At 44.4% G+C, this 22143-nt stretch carries 19 protein-coding genes; 5 read left to right on the plus strand and 14 right to left on the minus strand.

All coding sequences use genetic code 11. From position 1 onward, the window contains the following. The first annotated feature begins 248 nt into the window (after positions 1-248). The gene (locus ACPEGP_RS01835; protein WP_200661726.1) at positions 249-2039 is read left to right on the plus strand and encodes a potassium/proton antiporter; all 1791 of its coding nucleotides are present in this window, start codon (positions 249-251) and stop codon (positions 2037-2039) included. Positions 2040-2111: 72 nt separating this feature from the next. On the opposite strand, the gene ACPEGP_RS01840 is transcribed toward ACPEGP_RS01835, so the two are convergent. Beyond that, on the minus strand, positions 2112-3011 hold the full coding sequence (locus tag ACPEGP_RS01840; protein WP_423813762.1) for a LysR family transcriptional regulator: 900 nt from the start codon (positions 3009-3011) through the stop codon (positions 2112-2114). A 254-nt stretch (positions 3012-3265) separates the two neighbouring features. Here ACPEGP_RS01840 and speB point away from each other — a divergent pair, with 254 nt between their 5' ends. The 4 genes from speB to ACPEGP_RS01860 all read left to right on the plus strand — a co-directional run bounded on the left by speB (position 3266) and on the right by ACPEGP_RS01860 (position 9230). Next, positions 3266-4234 (plus strand): agmatinase, encoded by a 969-nt coding sequence (gene speB / locus ACPEGP_RS01845; RefSeq protein ID WP_296192769.1) that lies wholly within the window; start codon positions 3266-3268, stop codon positions 4232-4234. A 120-nt stretch (positions 4235-4354) separates the two neighbouring features. Further along, on the plus strand, positions 4355-6106 hold the full coding sequence (locus tag ACPEGP_RS01850) for a 5-guanidino-2-oxopentanoate decarboxylase (protein ID WP_423813763.1): 1752 nt from the start codon (positions 4355-4357) through the stop codon (positions 6104-6106). A gap of 124 nt (positions 6107-6230) precedes the next feature. Further along, positions 6231-7637 (plus strand): YjiH family protein, encoded by a 1407-nt coding sequence (locus tag ACPEGP_RS01855; RefSeq protein ID WP_423813764.1) that lies wholly within the window; start codon positions 6231-6233, stop codon positions 7635-7637. 93 nt (positions 7638-7730) lie between these two features. After that, the gene (locus ACPEGP_RS01860; protein ID WP_423813765.1) at positions 7731-9230 is read left to right on the plus strand and encodes an aldehyde dehydrogenase family protein; all 1500 of its coding nucleotides are present in this window, start codon (positions 7731-7733) and stop codon (positions 9228-9230) included. A gap of 156 nt (positions 9231-9386) precedes the next feature. Here ACPEGP_RS01860 and ACPEGP_RS01865 read toward each other — a convergent pair whose 3' ends face one another. The 13 genes from ACPEGP_RS01865 to catC form a co-directional block, all read right to left on the minus strand. After that, complete coding sequence (locus ACPEGP_RS01865; protein ID WP_102076920.1) at positions 9387-9920, minus strand: DUF2058 domain-containing protein; 534 nt, start codon at positions 9918-9920, stop codon at positions 9387-9389. Between the two features lie 299 nt (positions 9921-10219). Beyond that, positions 10220-11584: an MFS transporter gene (locus tag ACPEGP_RS01870; protein WP_102076542.1), complete on the minus strand. Its 1365-nt coding sequence runs from the start codon at positions 11582-11584 to the stop codon at positions 10220-10222. Positions 11585-11858: 274 nt separating this feature from the next. After that, positions 11859-12638, minus strand: a complete 780-nt coding sequence (gene pcaD, locus ACPEGP_RS01875; RefSeq protein WP_191691254.1) for a 3-oxoadipate enol-lactonase — start codon at positions 12636-12638, stop codon at positions 11859-11861. An 82-nt stretch (positions 12639-12720) separates the two neighbouring features. Further along, complete coding sequence (gene pcaF, locus ACPEGP_RS01880; RefSeq protein WP_201589658.1) at positions 12721-13956, minus strand: 3-oxoadipyl-CoA thiolase; 1236 nt, start codon at positions 13954-13956, stop codon at positions 12721-12723. Positions 13957-13973: 17 nt separating this feature from the next. Next, positions 13974-14639: a 3-oxoacid CoA-transferase subunit B gene (locus tag ACPEGP_RS01885; protein WP_191691239.1), complete on the minus strand. Its 666-nt coding sequence runs from the start codon at positions 14637-14639 to the stop codon at positions 13974-13976. Positions 14640-14665: 26 nt separating this feature from the next. Next, positions 14666-15388, minus strand: a complete 723-nt coding sequence (locus ACPEGP_RS01890; protein WP_191691237.1) for a 3-oxoacid CoA-transferase subunit A — start codon at positions 15386-15388, stop codon at positions 14666-14668. Positions 15389-15501: 113 nt separating this feature from the next. Continuing rightward, positions 15502-16731 (minus strand): benzoate/H(+) symporter BenE, encoded by a 1230-nt coding sequence (benE, locus tag ACPEGP_RS01895; protein WP_191691235.1) that lies wholly within the window; start codon positions 16729-16731, stop codon positions 15502-15504. 89 nt (positions 16732-16820) lie between these two features. Beyond that, the gene (locus tag ACPEGP_RS01900; RefSeq protein ID WP_191691233.1) at positions 16821-17600 is read right to left on the minus strand and encodes a 1,6-dihydroxycyclohexa-2,4-diene-1-carboxylate dehydrogenase; all 780 of its coding nucleotides are present in this window, start codon (positions 17598-17600) and stop codon (positions 16821-16823) included. 59 nt (positions 17601-17659) lie between these two features. Next, positions 17660-18676 carry a benzoate 1,2-dioxygenase electron transfer component BenC gene (benC, locus tag ACPEGP_RS01905; protein WP_191691231.1) on the minus strand — a complete coding sequence of 339 codons (1017 nt, stop codon included), beginning with the start codon at positions 18674-18676 and terminating at the stop codon, positions 17660-17662. A gap of 65 nt (positions 18677-18741) precedes the next feature. Continuing rightward, complete coding sequence (benB, locus tag ACPEGP_RS01910) at positions 18742-19239, minus strand: benzoate 1,2-dioxygenase small subunit (protein WP_020443471.1); 498 nt, start codon at positions 19237-19239, stop codon at positions 18742-18744. A gap of 62 nt (positions 19240-19301) precedes the next feature. After that, positions 19302-20687: a benzoate 1,2-dioxygenase large subunit gene (benA, locus tag ACPEGP_RS01915; protein ID WP_423813766.1), complete on the minus strand. Its 1386-nt coding sequence runs from the start codon at positions 20685-20687 to the stop codon at positions 19302-19304. A gap of 128 nt (positions 20688-20815) precedes the next feature. Continuing rightward, positions 20816-21739, minus strand: coding sequence for a catechol 1,2-dioxygenase (gene catA / locus ACPEGP_RS01920; protein WP_200661716.1), 924 nt, complete (start codon positions 21737-21739; stop codon positions 20816-20818). A 99-nt stretch (positions 21740-21838) separates the two neighbouring features. After that, a complete protein-coding gene (gene catC, locus ACPEGP_RS01925) occupies positions 21839-22129 on the minus strand; it encodes a muconolactone Delta-isomerase (RefSeq protein WP_011513602.1) in 291 nt (96 codons plus the stop codon). Between the last annotated feature and the right edge of the window lie 14 nt (positions 22130-22143).

Below are 22143 nucleotides of genomic sequence, written 5' to 3' on the forward strand. Positions count from 1 at the left end.
AGCCAATAGTGAATATTTTCTATAGGAATTGCATGCGTACGACGCTTAACACAAACTACCGTTAGGATTCTATGTTATACAATAGAGTAGGCTTTTATAGATTGGGTTTTTAAAGTTAGACAGTTAAGAAAACTACAATAAGACTGTTTAATTTAGAGCATTTCAATTTGAAGCTTTTGCAACAAGTACGCTAGAAAAGCTAAAGGACACACTTACATAATAATGATTAAAAATAGGGCTTAAAAAAGATGGATACCTTAAATATCCTGTATTTCGTAGGAGCAGTTTTAATTTTTGCCAGTATCATGGCAAGTACCTTGTCGGCGCGTTTGGGCGTGCCGCTATTATTGTTGTTTTTAGTCGTGGGCATGCTCGCCGGTGAAGAAGGTATCTTGGGTATTGAGTTCTCTCAATATGGTCTTGCTAACTTTGTCGGGCAGGCGGCGCTGGCTTGTATTTTGTTAGATGGTGGACTGCGCACCTCCTTTAAATCTTTTCGAGTGGGGCTAAGACCTGCTATTACTCTTGCCACGTGGGGAGTGCTGGCAACGGTCATGATACTGGGCGTCTTTGTCACGTGGCTACTCGATGTCGATTGGCGCTTTGGGCTATTGATGGCAGCTATTGTCGGTTCGACCGATGCGGCAGCGGTATTTTCATTGCTGCGTAATGGCGGGGTTAAACTTAACGACCGCGTACAAGCGACGTTGGAGCTTGAATCTGGTGCCAACGATCCACTAGCCATTTTATTGGTCACCGGATTGATTGCGCTAAATGTCGACCCTGAGGGACAAACGGTACTGGGTTTTATAGGCTTGCTATTACAGCAGCTGAGCTTCGGCCTCGGTATGGGTTTATTATTTGGTTATTTATTGGCAAGGCTATTACCGAAGATACATTTGGCAGAAGGCATGTATGCCATTTTGATATTGTCGGCGGGCTTGGCAGTGTTTGCGGCGACCAATTTAATCGGTGGTAGTGGGTTTTTGGCGGTTTATCTGGCTGGCGTGCTGATAGGCAACCATAAAGTGCGCTCAACCGAGCATGTCATGCGCGTGATGGACAGCTTTGCGTGGCTATCGCAAGCCGTCTTATTTGTGGTGCTGGGTCTATTGGTGACGCCATCAAACGTCATTAACGTTTGGTATTATTCGGTTGCGATTGCCGCCTTTATGATTTTAATTGCTCGTCCTATCGCCGTTTACAGCAGCGTAAAACCCTTTAAGTTTAAAGACCGAGAAATCGGTTTTATTTCTTGGGTTGGCTTGCGCGGTGCCGTACCGATTACCCTTGCTATTTTGCCCGTAATGGCGGGTATTGACGGCGCCTTTATGCTGTTTGATATTGCCTTTGGCGTAGTAGTTTTATCCTTGATTTTGCAAGGCACAACCATTCCCTTTATGGCGGATTTATTTAAAGTACGCATTCCCAATAACAAAGACCCCGAAGAGAAGCATGAGGTTTGGGTATCGGACAAGGCAAGTATTACTTTATATCAGTTTCAAGTAAAGTCTGGGGCGTTTGCGATTGGACGTCATCCAAAAAGCATTTCTAACCACGTTAATCCTGATGAAATTAGTGTGTTTGCCTTGGTACGCGGGCAGCAGATTGTCATTGTCGACGAAGACACTAAGCTGAAATTTGGTGATAGCGTGTGGTATGCGATGCGCGGCAATCATGCCAGCCAAATTGCGCGGATTTTTAATGACACCACCTTAGACCGCAAAGCTATCGATGACTTTTATGGCGATTGGCTCCTATCACCGAGTGTTAAGCTGGGCGACTTGCCATTTTTTACTGGTGTCATGACCTCTGAATCTTTGGTCGATAAGCTTAAGTCCAAACCAGAAGATAACGAAAAAAATATGTGGCAGCAAACGGTTGCTGAATACGTCAAAGGTAACCTAGATATGGCGCCGGTATCGGGCGATACGGTGGCGATTAATGATGAATGGTCACTGGTCATCAAAGAAGTCGATGATAAAGGCAAGCTTAGAACGATTGGTTTAAAACGTGAAGAGCTACCAAAAGCAGGGTAGCTGTTTATCGTTATTTTTTGCCATGACTGTTTATCGTTATCCTTTATTATTATCCATTAAATGCTTATCACTCTATAAAAGCCCAGTCATTTGCTGCAAAAAATCAGCGACATGCTTATGCAGGTTTTCTCGATAGGCCCAATGATGCTTGACCTCGTAGCTTGCCTCATTGGGTAACAGTATTTTCATCATTCCTTTTTCTTCATAGCGCTTGGCCAAATCATTGGGCAAGTAGCCGACATGATGACCCGCCAAAATTAACTGTGCAGTCGCCTCCATATGGTAAGTGGTGGCGCTTAACGTTTTTGGGCGGACATGATTGATGCTCAAATCGGTAATATAGCCTCGTTTTATCCATGGATAATTTTGTTCCAAATCCTCAAAGGTTAAACCAGCTGACTTATCAAATAACTGATGCTCACGGCCGCAGCAGACGACTTGCTTTTCGATAAATGCTGGCTGGAAGGTTAGTAGGGGCGGGAAGCTGCCAAAATATCCCACGCCAATGTCACTTTCATTGCTAAGTAACTTATCAAGCATACTCTCAGGGCTTTGCACATCGATAGAAAAGTGAATAAGTGGATTGTCGCGATAGCTCGCAGCTAAGCACTGACGCAAGACATCATAAAAAATCGTTGGCATCTGATCGATAAGACATAATCGAATATGACCGCCGCGTACTGAATCTAGCTGCCGAATATAGTGTAGTTGATGTTGAAAGCTGGCCACTGCCTCATTAAAGCTTAAGCACGCCTCGTAAACTGCTGCGCCGTCTTCGGTGAGCTTAAAACCCGCGCGCCCGCGATGACAAAGCGTCATACCCAAACGATCTTCTAAATGGGTTAAATGACCGCTAATGACAGACGGCGTGACATTTAAGCGTGACTGCGCGGCGGTCACGCCTTGGCATTCTACGATGGCCATAAAGCTGCGCAAGGTCTTGATATCAATTTTTATCAATTCATCTAGCATTGAAAGTCATGTCCTCGTCTCTATTACCTTAATCTGTCTTAACCAAATTTTTTATAAAACTTCTACAAATAACGAATAAATCAAAGTTACTACGAAAAACCAGAAGCTTACTTCTGAATTTTACCATGGTCTCGCCTCTGATATTTAGGTATTGTCAGAGCTATAGAAAAAACGGCATAGACAAAAAGTAATATAGATAAAAAGTAATATAGACAAATTGTCTGTTTTGACCAATCGATACAAGGATGTAAGTGATGAAATTTAACCAACCACTAAGTGGCAACGACATGCCAAGATTTGGCGGCTTCGCTTCTATGATGCGCCTACCAACCCAAGCCGATGCTGAAGGGCTAGATGTAGCATTCGTTGGGGTGCCTTTAGATATTGGTGCCTCAAACCGTAGCGGTGCAAGATTGGGTCCGAGACAGATTCGCGATGAATCACGCATGATTCGCCCTTATAATGTCGCCACTCGTGCCGCGCCTTTTGAATCTTTACAAGTCGCTGACATTGGCGATGTGCCTATCAATACTTTCAACCTGCTAAAAAGTGTCGATATTATTGAGAAATTCTATACCGATAAAATCCTTAGCCATGGCGCTATTCCTTTAACGTTAGGCGGTGATCATACGATTGCCTTGCCTATTTTGCGCGCGCTCGCCAAAAAACATGGCCCTGTTGGGATGGTACATATCGATGCCCATGCCGATATCAATGATGAGATGTTTGGCGAAAAAATTGCCCATGGCACCCCATTCCGCCGAGCTGTCGAAGAGAACCTTATCGATGGCAATCGCGTCGTTCAGATTGGTCTGCGTGGCACGGGTTATAGCGCCGAGGAGTTTGATTGGTCAACCGAGCAAGGCTTTCGCGTCGTGCCTGCTGAAGAATGCTGGTACAAATCACTGACACCATTAATGGCAGAAGTGCGCGAAAAATTAGGCGACGGCCCTGTCTATTTAAGTTTCGATATCGATGGCATCGATCCGGCGTTTGCACCCGGTACGGGCACCGCTGAAATTGGCGGCCTAACGTCAACGCAAGGTATCGAAATCATTCGCGGTATGCGCGGACTTGACGTAGTTGGTGGCGATTTAGTAGAAGTGTCACCGCCGTATGACCCGTTTGGTAACACCTCGGTACTAGCTGCGAACCTGCTATTTGAGATGCTATGTATCCTACCGGGTGTGCGCTATGACGATAAGGTTAAAGCCATTTATTAAGCACAATTTCTACACTTAAACTGCCTTTTATAAGGAATTAAAGGGCAGTTTGGGTTTAGCTTGGATTTGATACTGAACGACTTATTTAATTGCTATTGAATTTTTTAGGATGATTAACTCATGACGCACTCTCTGCAAACGCCTTCTTCATTGCCAAATTCCGCGCCAACTGCCTCATCTTTGACTTGCGGTGAGCTACTTGTCCAATGGTTAGAATATTACGGGGTGGAGACGGTATTTGGTATTCCGGGCGTGCATACGGTCGAGCTATATCGTGGCCTGCCGAATACCAATATTCGCCACGTGACGCCACGTCACGAGCAAGGTGCTGGCTTTATGGCCGATGGTTATTACCGCGCGTCTGGCAAAGTGGGGGTTTGTTTTATCATCACTGGTCCCGGCATGACCAATATCATGACGGCGATGGCGCAAGCATTGGCAGATTCTATACCGATGCTGGTGATATCTAGTGTCAATAAAGTGCAGCATACCGGCAGCGGTGAAGGGCACTTACATGAGCTGCACGATCAGCAAGGTATGATCAGTAAGGTTGCGCTTATGAGTAAAACCATTTGGCAACCTGAGTCACTACCCAAAGTTATCGCCGAAGCTTTTGCATTATTTAATGACGCGCGTCCAGGGCCGGTGCATATCCAGCTGCCCATTGATGTGATTACCGCCGATGCCAGTCATGTCGCCAAGCCGCCTAAACTAAATAAGCTAAATAAGCTAGATACTTCTCTCAACAGCCAATCTGCTAATAATATTTTGGTGCAACCACAAGCAAACAAACCACTTCCTCACCCTGCACAATTAGATTTGATTGTTGAAACCTTAAAAACGGCAAAAAATCCAGTCTTACTTTATGGTGGTGGCTGCGTGGATGTTAATCATGACGCACAAAAACTGTCAGAACTTATCGATGCGCCGACATTTTTGACCATCAATGCCAAAGGTTTACTGCCGCCTGCGCATCCGCTGAGTTTGGGTAGCAATCAATCATTGGCCGCTGGTCGCGCCGTCATTAGCGAGGCCGACTTAGTATTGGCGATAGGTACGGAGCTTGGTGAGACTGATTACGACGTCTTCTTTAACGGTGAATTCAAAATCAATGGCACGTTGATTCGTATCGACTGTGACGCTCAGCAATTACAGCGTCCGTTTAGAGCGGATATTGCGCTATTGTCGGATGCGCAAATGGCCATTAGTGGTCTATGTACGTGCTTGGCAAATCAACCGCTGCATCATCAAGCAGCACCGCGAGTAGCAAAGGTAAAGCAAGCGTTGATAGAAGAAATGACGCCAGATTTTGCTGGTCAAAACGCGCTGCTACAGCTGATTCGAGATGAGGTGGAAGACGTTATCTTCGTTGGCGATTCAACCCAGCCTGTTTATAGCGGCAATCTTGGCTTTGAGGCGTTAACTACGCGTCGATGGTTTAACTCATCGACGGGCTTTGGCACCCTGGGTTATGGTTTGCCCGCCGCGATTGGTGCCATGATTGGCTCAAAAGCGCCCGTTATCAGCCTGATTGGTGATGGCGGCATTCAGTTTACTATTGCCGAGCTAATCTGCGCTGCCGAGCTTGAGCTGCCATTAATTGTGCTGTTATGGAACAACCAAGGTTATGGTGAGATTCGCCGCTATATGCAAGAGGGTGGCTTGCCTTTGATTGGAGTCAATATAAAAACCCCGAACTTTGAGCGGTTAGCCGCAGGATTTAGCGCCGGTTATCGTCGAATTACAGATAAGCAGCAGCTATTAGATGCCTTGCAAAAGGATATCAAAGGCAAACAACCTATTATTTATGAAGTCGATGAAGCCGATAAATTTCTTCTTGAAATGGGTAAAGGTTTTACCTGCTTTAGCTAAAGCATAATTGCTACTAAAAATAACTTATAAAACGTTATCTAACTATTTGCGCAATGCGCTCAGTCTATGGATAGATTGGGCAGCCAAAAAAAATTGGCGCTCGTCGCCTATCAAGGAGGATTGAATGACGAACTATATCGATAAATCCCAGCAGCCAATCTTAGGCAACAATACCATCGTTTCAGGCACGCCAGAAGGCCTACATTGGCGAGCTTCAATGTGGAAGTTTTTGCTATTTTCAGCACTGGGTATTGCGCTGTTTATTATTCCCTTTCAGTGGGATGGCAAAGTCACCATTTTATTGGGCGTATTAACCGATACCTTGCAAGCAGTGCTGGGCAGTTATGTGGTTTACGCGGTATTGGCAATTGTAACGGCTTCCTTTATCGGGGCGCTGGCAGTTAAGGTATTAAGACCCAATCTGCATGAAGGCTCTATGTGGGCAAAGCTTTTTGATGTGGACTGGTTTTGGCTTGCTGCCCGCTTTTTGGGCGTGCTGTTTGCGTGGATGATTTATTTACAAGTCGGACCTGAGTTTATTATCAATCGTAATACCGGCGGCGTGATTTTTGAAGATCTGATTCCTATTTTGATTCCTTTGTTCTTTTTTGCCATTTTATCTTTACCGTTTCTCACAGATTTCGGTTTGATGGAGTTTTTAGGTACTTTATCTAGCAAGGTGTTCGTTAAGTTATTTAGGTTACCGGGTCGCTCTGCGGTCGATGCGATGTCCTCTTGGTTTGGCGCCGCCTCTATTGGTCTGCTGGTGACCATGCAAGAGTATGATAAAAGCTACTACAGTCAGCGTGAAGCGGCAATTATCGCGACGACTTTTTCGGTGACCTCCATCGCCTTTACTTATGTCGTTGCCAAAACCATCGGCGTCGATAACAACTTTGTTTTCTTTTATCTGACCATTGCTGCAACTGGTTTTATCGCTGCGATTATTATGCCGCGTATACCGCCGCTGTCATTAAAACCTGACACTTATCATTCTGGCAAAAGTATGCTCGATGAAGAAATTCCTACTGAGTATTCTACTTACCAATGGGCGATCAATCGTGCCGTCACGCGCGCGCATTCTATGCCAAGCTTAGGGAAAGTGTTTAAGCATAGCCTAAAGAACTTATTTGATATTTATTTTGGCTTAATTCCGGTTATTTTTGCTATTGGCGTCATTGGTCTTGGTTTGGCAGAATACACGCCGGTATTTAATTGGCTCTCTGCGCCGCTCGTGCCATTACTTGAATTATTGCAAATTCCAGAGGCAGCAGAGGCGGCGCCTGCGATGATTATGGGCTTTGCCGATATGTACTTGCCAGCCTTGGTTGGTAAAAGTATCGAGAGTGAAATGACGCGCTTTATCGTTGGTGCGGCTTCTATTACCCAGATTATCTATATGTCTGAGGTAGGCGCGCTGATATTAAAATCAAACATCAAGCTGAACGTCTTAGAGCTGTTTATGATTTTTATCTTGCGGACGCTGATTAGCTTGGTGGTCATTACGTCGGTGGCGCATCTATTGTATTAGCCGTGATTGCAACGCCTCATTTTAACGTTAAAAAAGCAGCGAACAGTTAGCGTAAAGACAACTTTATTAAACAATATAAGGCAACTAGTCATCATGGAAATAACAAATTCTTTATCCTTAACGAGAGCCGCCGCTCAGCAAAGCATGAAAAATGAAGTTAGGTTAAATGCCGCCTACATAGAGGGTGATTGGGTCACGATTGCAGCCTCTGAATCAGTAGATGAGCATGCTTTATATGATCCAAACTCCGGCGAAGTCATTGCAAAAACTCGCTTGTGTCGTAGCGCACAGGTAGACAGCGCCGCTTATGCCGCATCACGCGCTTATGCAACTTGGTCGCAAACCAGCGTCAATGAGCGCGCGCGTTATCTACAGGCGATTGCAGATACGATGGCGCAGCAGTTTGAGAAGCTGGTTGCGTTGTCGGTATTGAATAATGGTAAGCCGATTGCAGAGGCGAAAATAGACGTGAGCGACGCCATTGCTTGTTATCGCTATTATGCCAATCTTATCACCGAGCAGACGACTTGGTCTAAGGTCGAGACAAACGAGTCAAGCATACGCTTATTAAAAACCTATGCGCCCGTTGGTATTTGCGCCCTTATCGTGCCTTGGAACTTTCCGATGGTGACCACCGCCTGGAAACTAGCGCCAGCGCTGGCGGCAGGGTGTACCGTTATTCTCAAACCATCAGAGGTGACACTATTACCAGAGTTGATGCTGGGCAATATATTGTCTACTATTAAGCTGCCAAAAGGGGTGGTTAACATTCTACCAGGCGCAGCAGAAGTAGGCGCAGCAATGACCAGCCACCCGCTGATTGATAAAGTGTCTTTTACCGGCAGTAATATCGTCGGTGAAAAAGTAATGCGCCAAGCAGCAACAGGTATCAAGGATATCAGTCTAGAGCTGGGAGGTAAGTCCGCTATCGTAGTGCGCGCAGATGCCAATATTGATTATGCTTGTGATTTAATCATCGGCGGTATCTTTACCAACGCCGGTCAAATATGTTCTGCGACCTCAAGATTGCTCGTCCATCAAGACATTGCCCAATTGTTATTTGAAACACTGAAAACAAAAACAGAAGGTTTAAAAATAGGCGATGGTTTTGCTGTCGATACGCAAATGGGTCCATTGGTTAGCGCGCAACAACTTGCTCAAGTCAAAAAGTATATCGATATCGCGGTTGATGAAAATCTTAATTGCCTAACAGGTGGCAAGATACTAGAGCGTCAAGGGTATTTTGTCACGCCGACCATTTATACAGAGGTACCAGTGAGTAGTCGGTTATGGACAGAAGAAGTATTTGGGCCGGTATTGGTCAGTACCACCTTTGCAGACGATGCGTGGGCGGTTGAACTTGCCAATGATAGTAAGTATGCCTTGGCAGCGACTATTGTGAGCGCCAATGAAAGTGCAGCGTTAGAGATGGCGCTACAAATTCAAGCTGGTCATATTTGGGTTAACGAGCAGCAAATCGTATTGCCCGAAGCAGGCTGGGGCGGGTTTAAGCAAAGTGGCATTGGTCGCGAATTGGGTGCTGATGGTTTGTCTGCTTATCAGAAGAGTAAGCACGTTTTGCTACCGTCGTAATTGCTGATTTTAGCGCTTTATCATTTTAATCATTGTCATTTTAATCATCATGCTTTTCTGCGCTTAGAGCATTTTTCTATCTCGCTAATAAAAATCCCCTGTTATAGATATTCTATATAGGGGATTTTGGTTAATGCGTAGCCATAAAATTGTAGATTACCACATCAAATCATCTGGAATAACATAAGCGGCATAAGGGTCATCTTCTGCCAGCTCGACCTCTGACTTGTCATTCGACACCACAATGAAACCTTCGAGCTTGGCGTTGATACGATCAGCTAGTGGACGAGGCAGCAGCGCATAATCGTCTTCTAAGCGCGCAATCACCACATGACCCGCTACGATTTGATCATAGAGCTTTTGGGAGATATAAATCTTTTTAATTTTGCCATTATCAACAAACTGATAAGTGATGTCACCCTGTGTTTCTGTGATTTGATGTTGCCTAATCATTTGGATAACGTTGGCTCTTAGCGTTTTTTCTTCTAAAAGCTGCTGTTTTTCTTGATTGAGCTTTTGGTCTTTTTCTATTTTTTTGGCTTGAGCGTCTGCCAAGGCTTTTTTGGCTTCAAGATTTGATGCGTCACCTGTGCGCTTGGCATGCTGTGACTGTTTGCTGATTTTTTTGGCTTTTTTGCTATCCACCAATCCAGCTTTTAAGAGTTGTTCTTGTAGGGCGTTTTTGGCCATGTCTGTATTACCTAAGTACCTAAGTGAAATTGCCTAGATCCAAAATTATAGTGTTTAAAAAGGTTATGGTAGCAAATTTTGTGCAGTACTGTCACAGTCTGGCGTAAAAATCGTTCATTACGCCTTAAAAGAATAATTTTAAAAAGTAATTGTACATAATATCTCTCACATAAGGTTTAAAGATAAAGAGCTAAGCTTTTATTCAAATTGTCAAAAAGACGCACCCACATCGTGAGTACGCTAAAAGCTATATAGGTGTAATATAAAAATGCTTAAATAAAAATAGAGTTTAGTCAGATTTAGGTTGCTATAGGCGTATCTAAAGTTACTGGTTGTACCTTGCTTGTTTTGCCATCCACTGCTGCGCTTAAATTCACAAGGAAAATAGCAGTGGCTGCAATTAATCCTGGTATCGCGATAAACAAAAAGTTCGTCTGGTGGCTTAGCTCTAGTGTAAGTAACGCGCCAGTTAAGATAGGACCTACGATAGCACCAATACGACCAATACCTGATGCCCAGCCCATAGCTGTTGTCCGTACACTCGTCGGATAATACTGTGCGACAAAGGTGTAGAGTAGTATCTGTGAGCCGATAGTCGTAGCGCCTGCAATCGCGATCAGAGTATATAGTACTAGCTGAGGGCTGTTATAGCCAAGCAGTATCAACGCCGCAGCGCCTAGGGCAAACATGATGGCTAAGACAGGTTTAAGATGAAATTTATCAGCCAGTATGCCGCCGCCGATAGCTCCCACCATGCCACCAATATTGAGTGCAAATAAGAACAGCATGCTTGCACCTAGTGAGTAACCCGCCTGAATCATTAGTTTTGGCAACCAACTAGCAAGGGCGTACACCATCAGTAAGCACATAAAGAAAGCGACCCAAAACATGATAGTAGTGAAACCACGGTTTTTCAGAAATAAGGCTTTAATGGGTGCATCATCGCCTTTGGTCGGCTCGTCCAATAGCAAACTGGTAGAAGTGGTAATCGTTTCTTGCGGTGCCAATTTTTTAACAATAATTTTGGCTTCTTTATCTCGCTTCTCTTTTACCAAATACATCAAAGATTCAGGCAACATTTTCCAAATGATTGGTAAAAGTAGCATTGGAATGCCAGCGATATAAAACATAATCTCCCAGCCAAAATCTACCACCAAAAACGAGCCTAATAATGCCGATGCCATGCCTCCAATGGCATAACCACTAAACATTATAGCAACTAAAGTACTGCGAATACGTTTTGGTGCATATTCGGAGGTTAAAGCCACGCAGATAGGCATAACACCACCGATACCTAGGCCTGCAATAAAGCGCAAAGTGGCGAACTGTATTGGACCACCAGCAAAAGCACCAAGAAAAGTAAAGCTACTGAACAAGCCGACGCAAATCATAATGGTTTTTTTGCGTCCAATCTTGTCTGAGAGTGTTCCAAAAATCATGGCGCCAAACATCATGCCAAAAAGTGCAGCACTGGCAAGAAAACCTGCTTGTACTGCGGTTAATGACCATTCCTCCATGAGTAGGGGCAATGCTACACCATAAATAATAAGATCATAGCCATCAAAGATAATAATCAATAAACACCAAAATAAGACTTTCCAGTGAAAAGGTGCAAATTTGGCTTCATCAATAACCCTATTGATGTTTAAAGTAGGTGAGTCCATTCTTTTTTCTCCGTGGGTAATATCCCTATAAGTCTTTATTAAGTTATTGTTTTCTATCAAGCAAGTCAAAAACCATCTGAGTATTAATTTATACCTATAAAGTATAGATTTTGACGTAACTTAATAAAGGGCGGTGACATGTGGTAAAAGAGAAAAGCACCTACATATCCTTTAGATATGCAGGTGCTTTTCTTAAACCAAATGAAAGATTTAAACTCTTAATTGTTAGACTATTTTTTTATTACTAAAAAATCTGATGGTATCCGTAACTCTATTAGTCATGAAAATATTGTTTGATTAATTGATTGAACACGTCAGGCTGTTCAATATTTGAGATATGTGAGGCATTAATGGTCGTGAGTGTTGCATTTGGGATATGATCAACCATGTATTGACCATCCGCAACTGTGGTCACAGGGTCTTCAGTACCTGCAACCACTGTGACGGGTACACGAATATCTTGTAACTGCTCGCGAGTATCAGCGACAGATAATGCCTCGCAGCAGCTAGCATAACCCTCGCTACTGCCAGCTGCGAGAGCATCAGATAATGCTTTAACGACATCTGGATAATCATCGATAAAACTTGCTGTAAACCAACGCGAAGCAGCTGTCGATGCAATAGGTTCTAATCCTTTCTCACGTACCAATTTTGCCCGATCTACCCAAGCATCCTCATTGCCAATCTTCGCGGCGGTATTGCAAAGCATTAAGTGATGGAAGCGGTCAGGGTAATTGATAGCTAACCATTGACCCGTCATTCCGCCCATAGAGATGCCACAAAAAGACGCTTTATCGATGTTTAGATAATCAAGCAAATCAATAACGTCTTGTCCAAGCTGATCTAAACGATAAGGGCCTTTTGGTGCGGAAGATTTACCATGGCCACGGGTATCGTAGCAGATAATAAAGTAATCGTTTTGTAAGGCATCGATTTGCGGCTGCCACATATGATAGCTAGTGCCCAAAGAGTTAGAAAATATCAGAGCAGGATTGCTGCTATCGCCAAAAGTGGCATAGTTTAGGGCAACGTCTTTGTTGTCAAATATGGGCATCATTATTATCCTTTTTAATCATGGTAATGTCATTGCAGTAGTAATGGTGGGTGGTTTGAGCGATATTTATGAATAGCACTATCTAATCGTTGACAACCCGTTCAATAATCATCGCAATGCCTTGTCCAACCCCAATACACATCGAGCAAATAGCATAACGCTTATCAGTTTTCTCAAGTTGATTGAGTGCTGTTAAAATTAAACGTGCGCCTGAGGCACCGAGTGGATGACCAAGGGCAATGGCACCACCATTAGGGTTGACGCGCGCGCTGTCATCAGCTAACCCTAAGTCACGCGTACAAGCGAGAGCTTGAGCGGCAAAGGCTTCGTTTAATTCAATGACATCCATCTCATCAAGTGACAGTCCAGTTTTTACCAGTAGTTTTTTTATCGCTGGTGCTGGAGCAAAGCCCATAATACGTGGCTCAACGCCTACCGTAGTTGAGGCCACAATACGTGCACGCGGTTTTAGATTGAACTTTTTCACCGCTTGCTCTGATGCCACTAAAAAAGCCGCTGCGCCATCATTGATACCTGACGCATTGCCAGCCGTCACGGTGCCATCTGAGGTGACGATAGGGCGCAGTTTGGTCAACTTCTCAAGCGTGGTATCAGCGCGAGGGTGTTCATCGGTATCGACAGTGATAGGCTCGCCTTTGCGTTGCGGGATGCTGACTGGAGTAATCTCATCTTTGAAAAACCCTGCCTTTTGCGCCGCTGCGGTCCGTTGTTGACTACGTAGGGCAAAAGCATCTTGGTCAGCGCGATTGATATTGAATTGTTCTGCGACATTTTCAGCAGTTTGCGGCATGGTCTCCGTGCCATACAATTCGTCAAGCTTTGGATTGATAAAGCGCCAGCCCATGGTTGTATCTTCAAGCGTTTGACTACGATCAAAGGGTTTATTTGCTTTACCCATTACCAATGGCGCACGGCTCATGCTCTCAACGCCACCTGCGATAATCAAATCAGCTTCACCGGCTTTGATGGCGCGTGCCGCTATCGCTAACGCATCCATTGACGAGCCGCATAAGCGATTCACGGTAGTGGCAGGCACTTGATAAGGTAAGCCAGCTAGTAACGATGACATACGCCCGACGTTGCGATTGTCTTCACCGCTCTGATTAGCACAGCCGTAAATAACGTCATCTACTTGTACCCAATCGACATTGGCATTACGTTCCATTAACGCCTTGATAGGGATAGCTCCCAAATCGTCAGCGCGTATCTGTGCTAGAGCGCCGCCGTAGCGTCCAAAAGGTGTGCGAATGGCATCGATAATATAAGCATCATTTAAACCAGTGATTGAATCAGTCATCATCCTTGTCCTTTTTATTATTTTGAATTTGTAGCATCAATTAGCGTCGCACCCGTCAATGCTTGTAAGTCCGCAAAGCTTAAGCCATCGACCATTTCAGTGACGGCTAAACCTTTATCAGTGACATCAATGACACATAAGTCAGTATAAATACGATCAACACAGTTTTTGCCAGTCACAGGGTAGGTAAGCTTGCTAACGATTTTAGGGTCGCCAGTCTTGGTGGTGTGATTGGTCATCACAAAGACTTTTTTGGCACCGACGGCTAAATCCATAGCGCCGCCAACAGCCGGTATTGCATCTGTCGCACCGGTGCTCCAATTGGCTAGATCACCATTTTCAGCCACTTGAAATGCACCTAGTACGCAGATATCAAGATGACCACCGCGCATCATGGCAAAAGAGTCGCCATGATGAAAGAAGCTGCCGCCATCGAGCATTGTGACGTACTCTTTTCCGGCATTAATCAGCTCGGGATCCTCTTCACCTTTGGCAGGTGGTGGCCCAAAAGCTAATAAGCCGTTTTCTGAATGCAAAAATACATCTTTATCATCCGGTAGGTATTGGGCAATTTTAGTTGGTAGTCCGATGCCTAAATTGACATAGGCACCATCTGGAATATCTTGTGCAGCACGCTCGGCGATTTGATCGCGGGTCAAAACGGTGTAGGAAGTATGGTTCATGATGACGCTCCTTATAGTTGGCAATATTAAGCGGTGGCTGTAGTAGCTGTGCTAAAAAGTTCAGCGCTAGCAGATTCAGTGCTAGCAGGCTGAATTTGCACCACATGCTGCACAAAAATACCCGGCGTAATAATGTGTTCAGGATCAAGCGCGCCAAGCTCAACCGTTTCGGAGACTTGGGCGATAGTCACGTCAGCTGCCATTGCCATAATTGGACCAAAGTTACGGGCAGACTTGCGGTACACCAAGTTTCCCCAGCGATCGCCTCTAGAAGCTTTGATTAAAGCAAAATCAGCCTTGATCGGATATTCAAGAACATAGTCTTTACCATCGATTTCTCGAGTTTCCTTACCTTCTGCGAGTAAAGTACCAAAGCCTGTGGGCGTATATACCGCACCGAGTCCCATACCTGCTGCTTGAATACGGCAAGCCAAATTACCCTGTGGTACTAGCTCCAGCTCAATCTTGCCAGCATGATAAAGCTCATCAAATACCCAAGAATCCGATTGACGCGGGAAAGAACAAATGATTTTACGCACAGCACCTGTTTTTAAGAGCTTGGCAAGGCCGTGATCGCCATTACCGGCATTATTATTAATGATGACCAAATCCTTTACGCCTAAATTAATAAGTCCATCAATGAGTTCAGCTGGTTGCCCTGCAGTACCGAAGCCACCAATCATGATGGTGGCGCCATCTTTGATTTGACTAAGTACGTCAGTGATGTTTTTATCTGCTTTGTTAATCATGTTTATATCCTATAAAAAGTCATATGAGGTAGTGTCTTTAAAATTAATAAGTGGTACATGGGTTGGACTCATTGCTCTGACACTACTTAATTTTTTTCGTGAGAGACTTGCTCTTAATTGGCTTCATTATTAGAGGTCGTTAATGAGATAGATGATGTTGGTAGTAGGCGTTTTTTGGTCAGAATATAGTGAGCAATCATGCCAATAAGAATGCCCCAAAACACAGAGCTTAATCCCAAAAAGCTCATACCCGATGCTGTCGCTAAAAATGTAATCAATGCAGAGTCTCTTTGCTCATCATTTTTCATAGCAATGGTGATATTGGCAGAAATGGCACCGATTAATGCAAGGCCGGCCAGTGCCGCGACAAGCTCTTTTGGAAGCAAGCTAAATACCATCACGATACTGCCAGCAAATAAACCGCCAAATAAATAGAAGATGCCATTGGCGACGCCTGCAATATAGCGTTTCTCTTTTACCTCATGAGCATCTTTACCAGTACAAAGCGCCGCAGTGATGGCAGCAAGCACAATGGTAATACCACCAACGCAGGCGACTGCTAACGACGAGAGACTAGAGATGGCGACAATGGGTTTGGCTGGCGTGTTATAACCGCTAAGATTTAAAATAGCCATTCCCGGTAAAAACTGTCCTGTTAAGCTCACAAGAATAAGGGGTATAGCGAGGTTAAACGTTGAGTTCCACGACCATTCAGGTGCAATAAAAGTAGGTATGGTAACGGCTAAATCGAAATGGACAGGGTTCATTTTGCCAAGTAAGACGCTTAAGATAACACCGCATATCAATACCCAGATCATCGTATAGCGCGGCGAAAAGCGTTTGGCTAATAAATAGCAACCGAGCATGCTAAAGACGATAAATGGCATGCTATCAGTGGCTTTAAATAATTCTAAGCCGAATTGAAATAGAATCCCTGCCATCATGCCAGCGGCAATACCGTTAGGAATCCATTTTAATATTTTGTCGAAGTAACCTGTCGCTCCAACAATAAATATGACAATCGCTGAGATGATATAACCGGCAACAGCTTCATTAATACTCATCTGTGGAAATAGGGTAACTAGTAAAGCGGTACCAGGGGCGGACCATGCTGTAATAACCGGTGTTTTATATTTAATAGATAAATAAATACCAGGAATGGCAGCACCGATGGAGACACCCCAAATCCAAGACGCCATCATGGCATCTGAAACTTGTGCGGCTTGTGCGGCCTGAAAAAAAATAATCAAAGGACCCGCATAAGAAATAAGAACCGCTAAGAACCCTGCAACCGAGGCGGAGAGCGACCAATCGCTTTTTAAGGTTTGGATTACAGAGGCCATATTGCTTCCTTGCAAATTAGCATTGGTCATGGGATTAACAGTTTGGGATGACAAATTCAGGTTCATGCTATTTATTGGCAGATTTATTATTAGCCTTCGTCGCCACCGCCCACAGGAATGGTACTTCCAGTAATATAAGAAGACTCATCGGATGCTAAAAACAAGATGGCATTGACTTGCTCATCAATCGTGCCGTAGCGTTTCATAAAGGTGCGATCAATGGTCTGATCAACCACCGCATTCATCCATGATTTTTCATCATCAGTTAATGGTTTGGCGTTACGTGGAATCTTTCTGGGCGGCGCTTCAGTACCGCCAGTTGCTACAGCATTCACACGGATGCCATCGTTTGCATACTCAAAAGCGAGCGATGCGGTCATGGCGTTCACGCCGCCTTTCGCTGTCGAATAGGGTATGCGGTTGATACCGCGAGTAGCGATAGAGGACACATTAACAATAGTGCCTGACTGCTGTTTGACCATGGTTGGTAAAACAGCATGACAACACCATAATGTTGGAAATAATGAGCGGCTAATTTCCTTTTGAATCTCTGCTTCAGAGAAGCTGGTAAAAGGTTTCATCCATATTGCGCCGCCGACATTGTTGACCAATATATCGATACGCCCATAGCTATCAAGTGCCTTATCAATAGCCTCTTTAGCACCTTGATGGGTTTCAAGGTCGGCTTGAATGGTAATTGCCTCTCCACCATTAGCGATGATTTCAGCCAGCACCTCTTCTACTAATGGAGAAAAGTCTGCCATGACGATTTTTCCGCCCTCATTTGCCAAACGTAAAGCGACTCCGCGTCCGATGCCTTGGGCGGCACCAGTAACGATACATACTTTATTATCAAATCTTTTACTCATGACGGTCTCCTAAAAATCTTGCTCATGCTTTGCTAGTAGAGTAATACGGCTAGGCTACGTTATTGTTCACTGGGCGTGAATTTTTCATAGTAAAAATTACTCGGTTTTAGATTACTGCTGTCTAACCAATTACTCACCGCATCCACCATCCCTAACGGACCACACAAGTAGACATCGACGTCACCATCGTTCAGCCACTCATTATCAACATGACTGGTAACATAGCCTTTACGCTCATGATTACTGTCTTCAGCGGCGACACAGGTGCGGTAGTCAAACCAAGGGTGGTTTTGTTTGACTTCTTCTAGTTTCTGAACTTCTATAAGATCAAAGTCGTTGGTGACGCCGTAGACCATCCTGACAGGATGATGAGCACCAGACACTTCTAAGCTTTTTAGCATCGATAAAAAAGGTGCGATACCAGTACCACCTGCTAGAAATAGGGTCGGGCGGATTAGAGGGCGCAGGTAAAAGCTACCAAATGGACCCTCAAAATTAATCTCTTGACCTATAGTCGCAGTATCAGATAAAAAGGTGCTCATTTTGCCGTTAGGAATATTACGAACGACGAACTCAGCCTGCTTGGCATTGGGTACAGAGCTAAATGAGTAAGAGCGCGTTTCGTTGGAGTTAGGAATGTTGATGTTGACGTATTGTCCCGGAAGAAACACCAAAGCCTCGGGATTATCAATATCTACACCAAAATGAATAGTGGATTCTGACAGCACATTCAGCTGTTGTAGTTTGCCTTTGAATACAGACTTGCCGACTTTACAGGCTTCAGAAGAACTTGGCACTTTGATCACGCAGTCGCTTTCAGGAATCATCTGACAGGTGAGTACATAACCTTCAGCGGCTTCAGCTTCTGTCAGTGCATCTTCGATATACATATCAGGGTGCATGTCGTAGCTGCCAGATTCACAATGGCAACGGCAAGTACCGCAAGCACCATCAAGGCAATCCACAGGGATATTAAATTTTTGACGATAAGCGGCTTCGGCGACGGTTTCGTCGGCTTCACATTTGATGAAGCCTGTGACGCCGTCTTCGAACTGTAGAGCAATATTATATTCCATGAGAAATATCCCTTTTCAACACGTATTAATTAAAAGCTAGTGGCTAAATAATGAGTGAATAATGATTAGACGTGATAGACGTCCATGATTTGATGCACATAGTCGTCTTTTAAGACCACATACTTATCCAAAATTTTTGGTTGGTCTTGAGTCATGTCTATTTTGTACTGAGAGTAACCCCAATAGGTATTGGTCTCGTGATAGCGAAAGGACTTGTTGATCCAGTTGAAACGCACCGTCACAATACCGTCATTGTCTTCGAGTAGTTCAATATTCGATAAATTGTGCGTGGTACGCGTATCAGGAATGGTCGCTGATGAGCGCTCAGTCTCGATGCGGAAGATACGATCTTCAAGACCACGGCGATCCGGATAATAAATCAGCGAGATTTCTCGTTGTGGGTCGCTGATGAGCTGACCATCATCATCCCAACTTGGCATCCAGAAAGGGCAGTCTTCATCGTAATAAGTGAGCCATTCTTCCCATTTTTTCTCATCCAATAAACGCGCTTCACGGTATAGAAACTGTCTAATGTCTTCAATGTTAACCGTTGCATTTTTCATGATTGATATCCTTATTTTTTGTCAGTTCTACAATAAATAGCAGAGTAATAATAAAAAATGTATTAGTCGCTATTAGCACCGTGTAGCTGCTGCTCTTGCTCTAGAGCTTTTTTCATCTCTTCATGCCAGTAGCGATGTTGGACGGTATATAGTCCTTCATCTTCAGTCTTAACACCACTCATTAAAGGTTTGAGGTCAATAGCGGCAGCGCCTTCATCTGCACCTTGAATCCAGTGCTCGGAGCCTCGGCACATATCATTCCATTCAAGCTTGATACCGTTATAACCTTCTTGGCATGAGCGGAACTCTTCTAAGTCATCAGGGGTTGCCATACCAGTAACGTTAAAGAAATCTTCATACTGACGGATACGGCGTGCACGTGACTCATCGCTTTCGCCTTTTGGTGCGATACACCAGATGCTAACTTCAGTTTTGTCAACCGCGATAGGGCGGAGCATACGAATTTGTGAGCCGAACTGATCCATGATGTAGACGTTTGGATATAGGCATAAGTTACGTGAGCGTTCAATCATCCAGTCCGCCATGGCTTCACCGTAGCTGGCGACATACTCATCGCGATAAGCGTAGTTTGGACGGTCTTGTGGGTTTTCCCACTGTGTCCATAACAGCATGTGACCGTTTTCAAAAGAATAAAACCCACCGCCTTGTCGACCCCATTTGCCAGCGTTCATGGCTTTGATATTGTCTTCTTTGACAGCTTCAGCTTCTTTACGGCGCGCAGTTGTCGCAGCGTAGTTCCAATGGACGGCTGATACGTGATAGCCGTCGGCACCGTTTTCAGCTTGCAGCTTCCAGTTACCATCAAAGGTATAGGTTGAGGTGCCGCGTAACACTTCTAGACCTTCTGGCGATTGATTGACAATCATGTCAAGAATTTTGGTAGAGCCACCAAGCCAGTCTCCGATTGGCTGAACATCATCATTTAAGCTGGCAAAGATAAAGCCTTTATAATTAGCCATCTTCACTTGTTTTAAGTCGTGTGAGCCTTCTTTATTGAAGCATTCTGGATAGCCTGCATGTCTTGGGTCTTTAACTTTAAGCAGCTTGCCTGAGTTGTTAAAGGTCCAACCGTGGAATGGGCAGGTGTAAGTGGCTTTATTGCCTTTCTTATGACGGCAGAGCTGTGCGCCGCGGTGTGAGCATGAATTAATCATGCAGTGCAAATCGCCTTCTTTATTGCGGGCAAGAATGACGGGCTGACGGCCAATGTATGAGGTGTAGTAGTCGTTGTTATCAGGAACTTGAGACTCATGAGCCAAATATACCCAATTGTTTTCGAAGATGTACTTAATCTCAAGCTCGAACAACTCTTCGTTAGTGAAGGCGCTACGATGCAGGCGATAAATCCCTTTTTCGCTGTTTTCTTCTAAAAAATCATCAATAGTGATGTCTGATCCTTCAGGTACTAGATTGATACGCTGGCTCATGGCTGCCTTCCTTGTATAATAACGGTGTTAAATGTGATTCGGTGTTACGCTTGATACGGCAGCTTGGGACGTACCAAACGTAGAGATTTAATATTTATGAACTACTAATATCCAATAACAAGCCCAGATTAACCTTGGGCACGGCGACGTTCGACTTCACTGCCTTGGACGTTTTGGTCGATATCTTTTACTAAATGAAAGTCGAAATCGATACTGGCATATGGTTTATCGAGACCTTTTTCTTTTAGCTTGTCCGCATCTTCGACCATCGTTACCTCTGGTACCAAACCTTCGCGGCTTGCAAAAGCAAAGTCATCCCATAGGTACTCATCGCCATCGATGTTAATCTGCGTGGTCAGTTTGCGATGACCGTCAGCACTGGCAAAGAAATGAATGTGAGCTGGGCGATGACCGTGACGTCCTAGCGCGCCCAATACTTTTTGCGTCATTCCTTCTGGTGGTACCGAGTAACCTAGCGGCACGATGCTGCGGAATGCATAATTTCCGTTTTCATCGGTAATGATGCTACGACGTAAGTTGAAATGAGACTGTGATTCATCAAAGAAAGAGTAGTTACCTAAGCTGTTGGCATGCCACACTTCAACTTTTGCGTTTGGAAGAGGCTTTCCATCTTCACCATAAACAGTGCCTTGCATAAATAGCACGGTGCCATTATCAAGGTCAGTGCCATCATCTAGACGCGCAAAGCCCTTTTCTTCTGGCGCACCAGCGACATAGAGTGGACCTTCAATAGTACGTACAGTACCACCGTCAAGACCGGCTGCTTTTAAATCCTCTTCAATCATTAAATCCATAAAATGATCGAAACCCAAGCCTGGTGATAATAAACCAGCTTCTTTGCCCAAATCACCGATAAACTCAACGCCAGACCAATATTCATCGGCAGTGATTTTTAAGTCGTTAATGGTTTGCATAAGGTCGGTCACGATACGCAAGACAATCTCTTGTACGCGTGGATTGACTTGCTCAGGGAAGTCGATTTTGCCTTTGATGAACTGAGTGGCTAATGCTTCAATTTGGCTGCGTTCCATGTCTCTCTCCTTGTTGAGGACTGTTTTATTAAGGGGTAATTACAGTGAGTATTCTTACTCAGTTTTTATAGATTCTGATATCAGCTGTACTGGCTTGCTTTAGCTGTCATCGCTACGAACAGATGATGGATGACGTAACAATGGTGTCACTTCAACCTTCATATACGGATAGAGCGGTAATGACATCATAATGTCATGTAGCTCTTCATTACTCTCAACATCAAAGATACTGAAGTTAGAGTACTGACCGGCTATGCGCCAAATATGACGCCATTTACCTTGCTCTTGGAGCTTTTGTGACAGCGCTTTTTCGGTGGCTTTAAGCTCGTTGACCTTGTCGGCGTCCATATCTGTTGGGATTAAGACATCCATTCTGACGTGGTATAACATAATTATTTCCTTAT

Source organism: Psychrobacter sp. 219-2-C, assembly GCF_049560815.1.
Taxonomy (GTDB): Bacteria; Pseudomonadota; Gammaproteobacteria; order Pseudomonadales; family Moraxellaceae; genus Psychrobacter; species Psychrobacter faecalis.

Bases quoted from the DNA above. Each gene is read 5' to 3' on its own strand.
- ACPEGP_RS01835 (WP_200661726.1), top strand. From the start codon at position 249: ATGGATACCTTAAATATCCTGTATTTCGTAGGAGCAGTTTTAATTTTT.
- ACPEGP_RS01840 (WP_423813762.1), bottom strand. From the start codon at position 3,011: ATGCTAGATGAATTGATAAAAATTGATATCAAGACCTTGCGCAGCTTT.
- speB (WP_296192769.1), top strand. From the start codon at position 3,266: ATGAAATTTAACCAACCACTAAGTGGCAACGACATGCCAAGATTTGGC.
- ACPEGP_RS01850 (WP_423813763.1), top strand. From the start codon at position 4,355: ATGACGCACTCTCTGCAAACGCCTTCTTCATTGCCAAATTCCGCGCCA.
- ACPEGP_RS01855 (WP_423813764.1), top strand. From the start codon at position 6,231: ATGACGAACTATATCGATAAATCCCAGCAGCCAATCTTAGGCAACAAT.
- ACPEGP_RS01860 (WP_423813765.1), top strand. From the start codon at position 7,731: ATGGAAATAACAAATTCTTTATCCTTAACGAGAGCCGCCGCTCAGCAA.
- ACPEGP_RS01865 (WP_102076920.1), bottom strand. From the start codon at position 9,920: ATGGCCAAAAACGCCCTACAAGAACAACTCTTAAAAGCTGGATTGGTG.
- ACPEGP_RS01870 (WP_102076542.1), bottom strand. From the start codon at position 11,584: ATGGACTCACCTACTTTAAACATCAATAGGGTTATTGATGAAGCCAAA.
- pcaD (WP_191691254.1), bottom strand. From the start codon at position 12,638: ATGCCCATATTTGACAACAAAGACGTTGCCCTAAACTATGCCACTTTT.
- pcaF (WP_201589658.1), bottom strand. From the start codon at position 13,956: ATGACTGATTCAATCACTGGTTTAAATGATGCTTATATTATCGATGCC.
- ACPEGP_RS01885 (WP_191691239.1), bottom strand. From the start codon at position 14,639: ATGAACCATACTTCCTACACCGTTTTGACCCGCGATCAAATCGCCGAG.
- ACPEGP_RS01890 (WP_191691237.1), bottom strand. From the start codon at position 15,388: ATGATTAACAAAGCAGATAAAAACATCACTGACGTACTTAGTCAAATC.
- benE (WP_191691235.1), bottom strand. From the start codon at position 16,731: ATGGCCTCTGTAATCCAAACCTTAAAAAGCGATTGGTCGCTCTCCGCC.
- ACPEGP_RS01900 (WP_191691233.1), bottom strand. From the start codon at position 17,600: ATGAGTAAAAGATTTGATAATAAAGTATGTATCGTTACTGGTGCCGCC.
- benC (WP_191691231.1), bottom strand. From the start codon at position 18,676: ATGGAATATAATATTGCTCTACAGTTCGAAGACGGCGTCACAGGCTTC.
- benB (WP_020443471.1), bottom strand. From the start codon at position 19,239: ATGAAAAATGCAACGGTTAACATTGAAGACATTAGACAGTTTCTATAC.
- benA (WP_423813766.1), bottom strand. From the start codon at position 20,687: ATGAGCCAGCGTATCAATCTAGTACCTGAAGGATCAGACATCACTATT.
- catA (WP_200661716.1), bottom strand. From the start codon at position 21,739: ATGGAACGCAGCCAAATTGAAGCATTAGCCACTCAGTTCATCAAAGGC.
- catC (WP_011513602.1), bottom strand. From the start codon at position 22,129: ATGTTATACCACGTCAGAATGGATGTCTTAATCCCAACAGATATGGAC.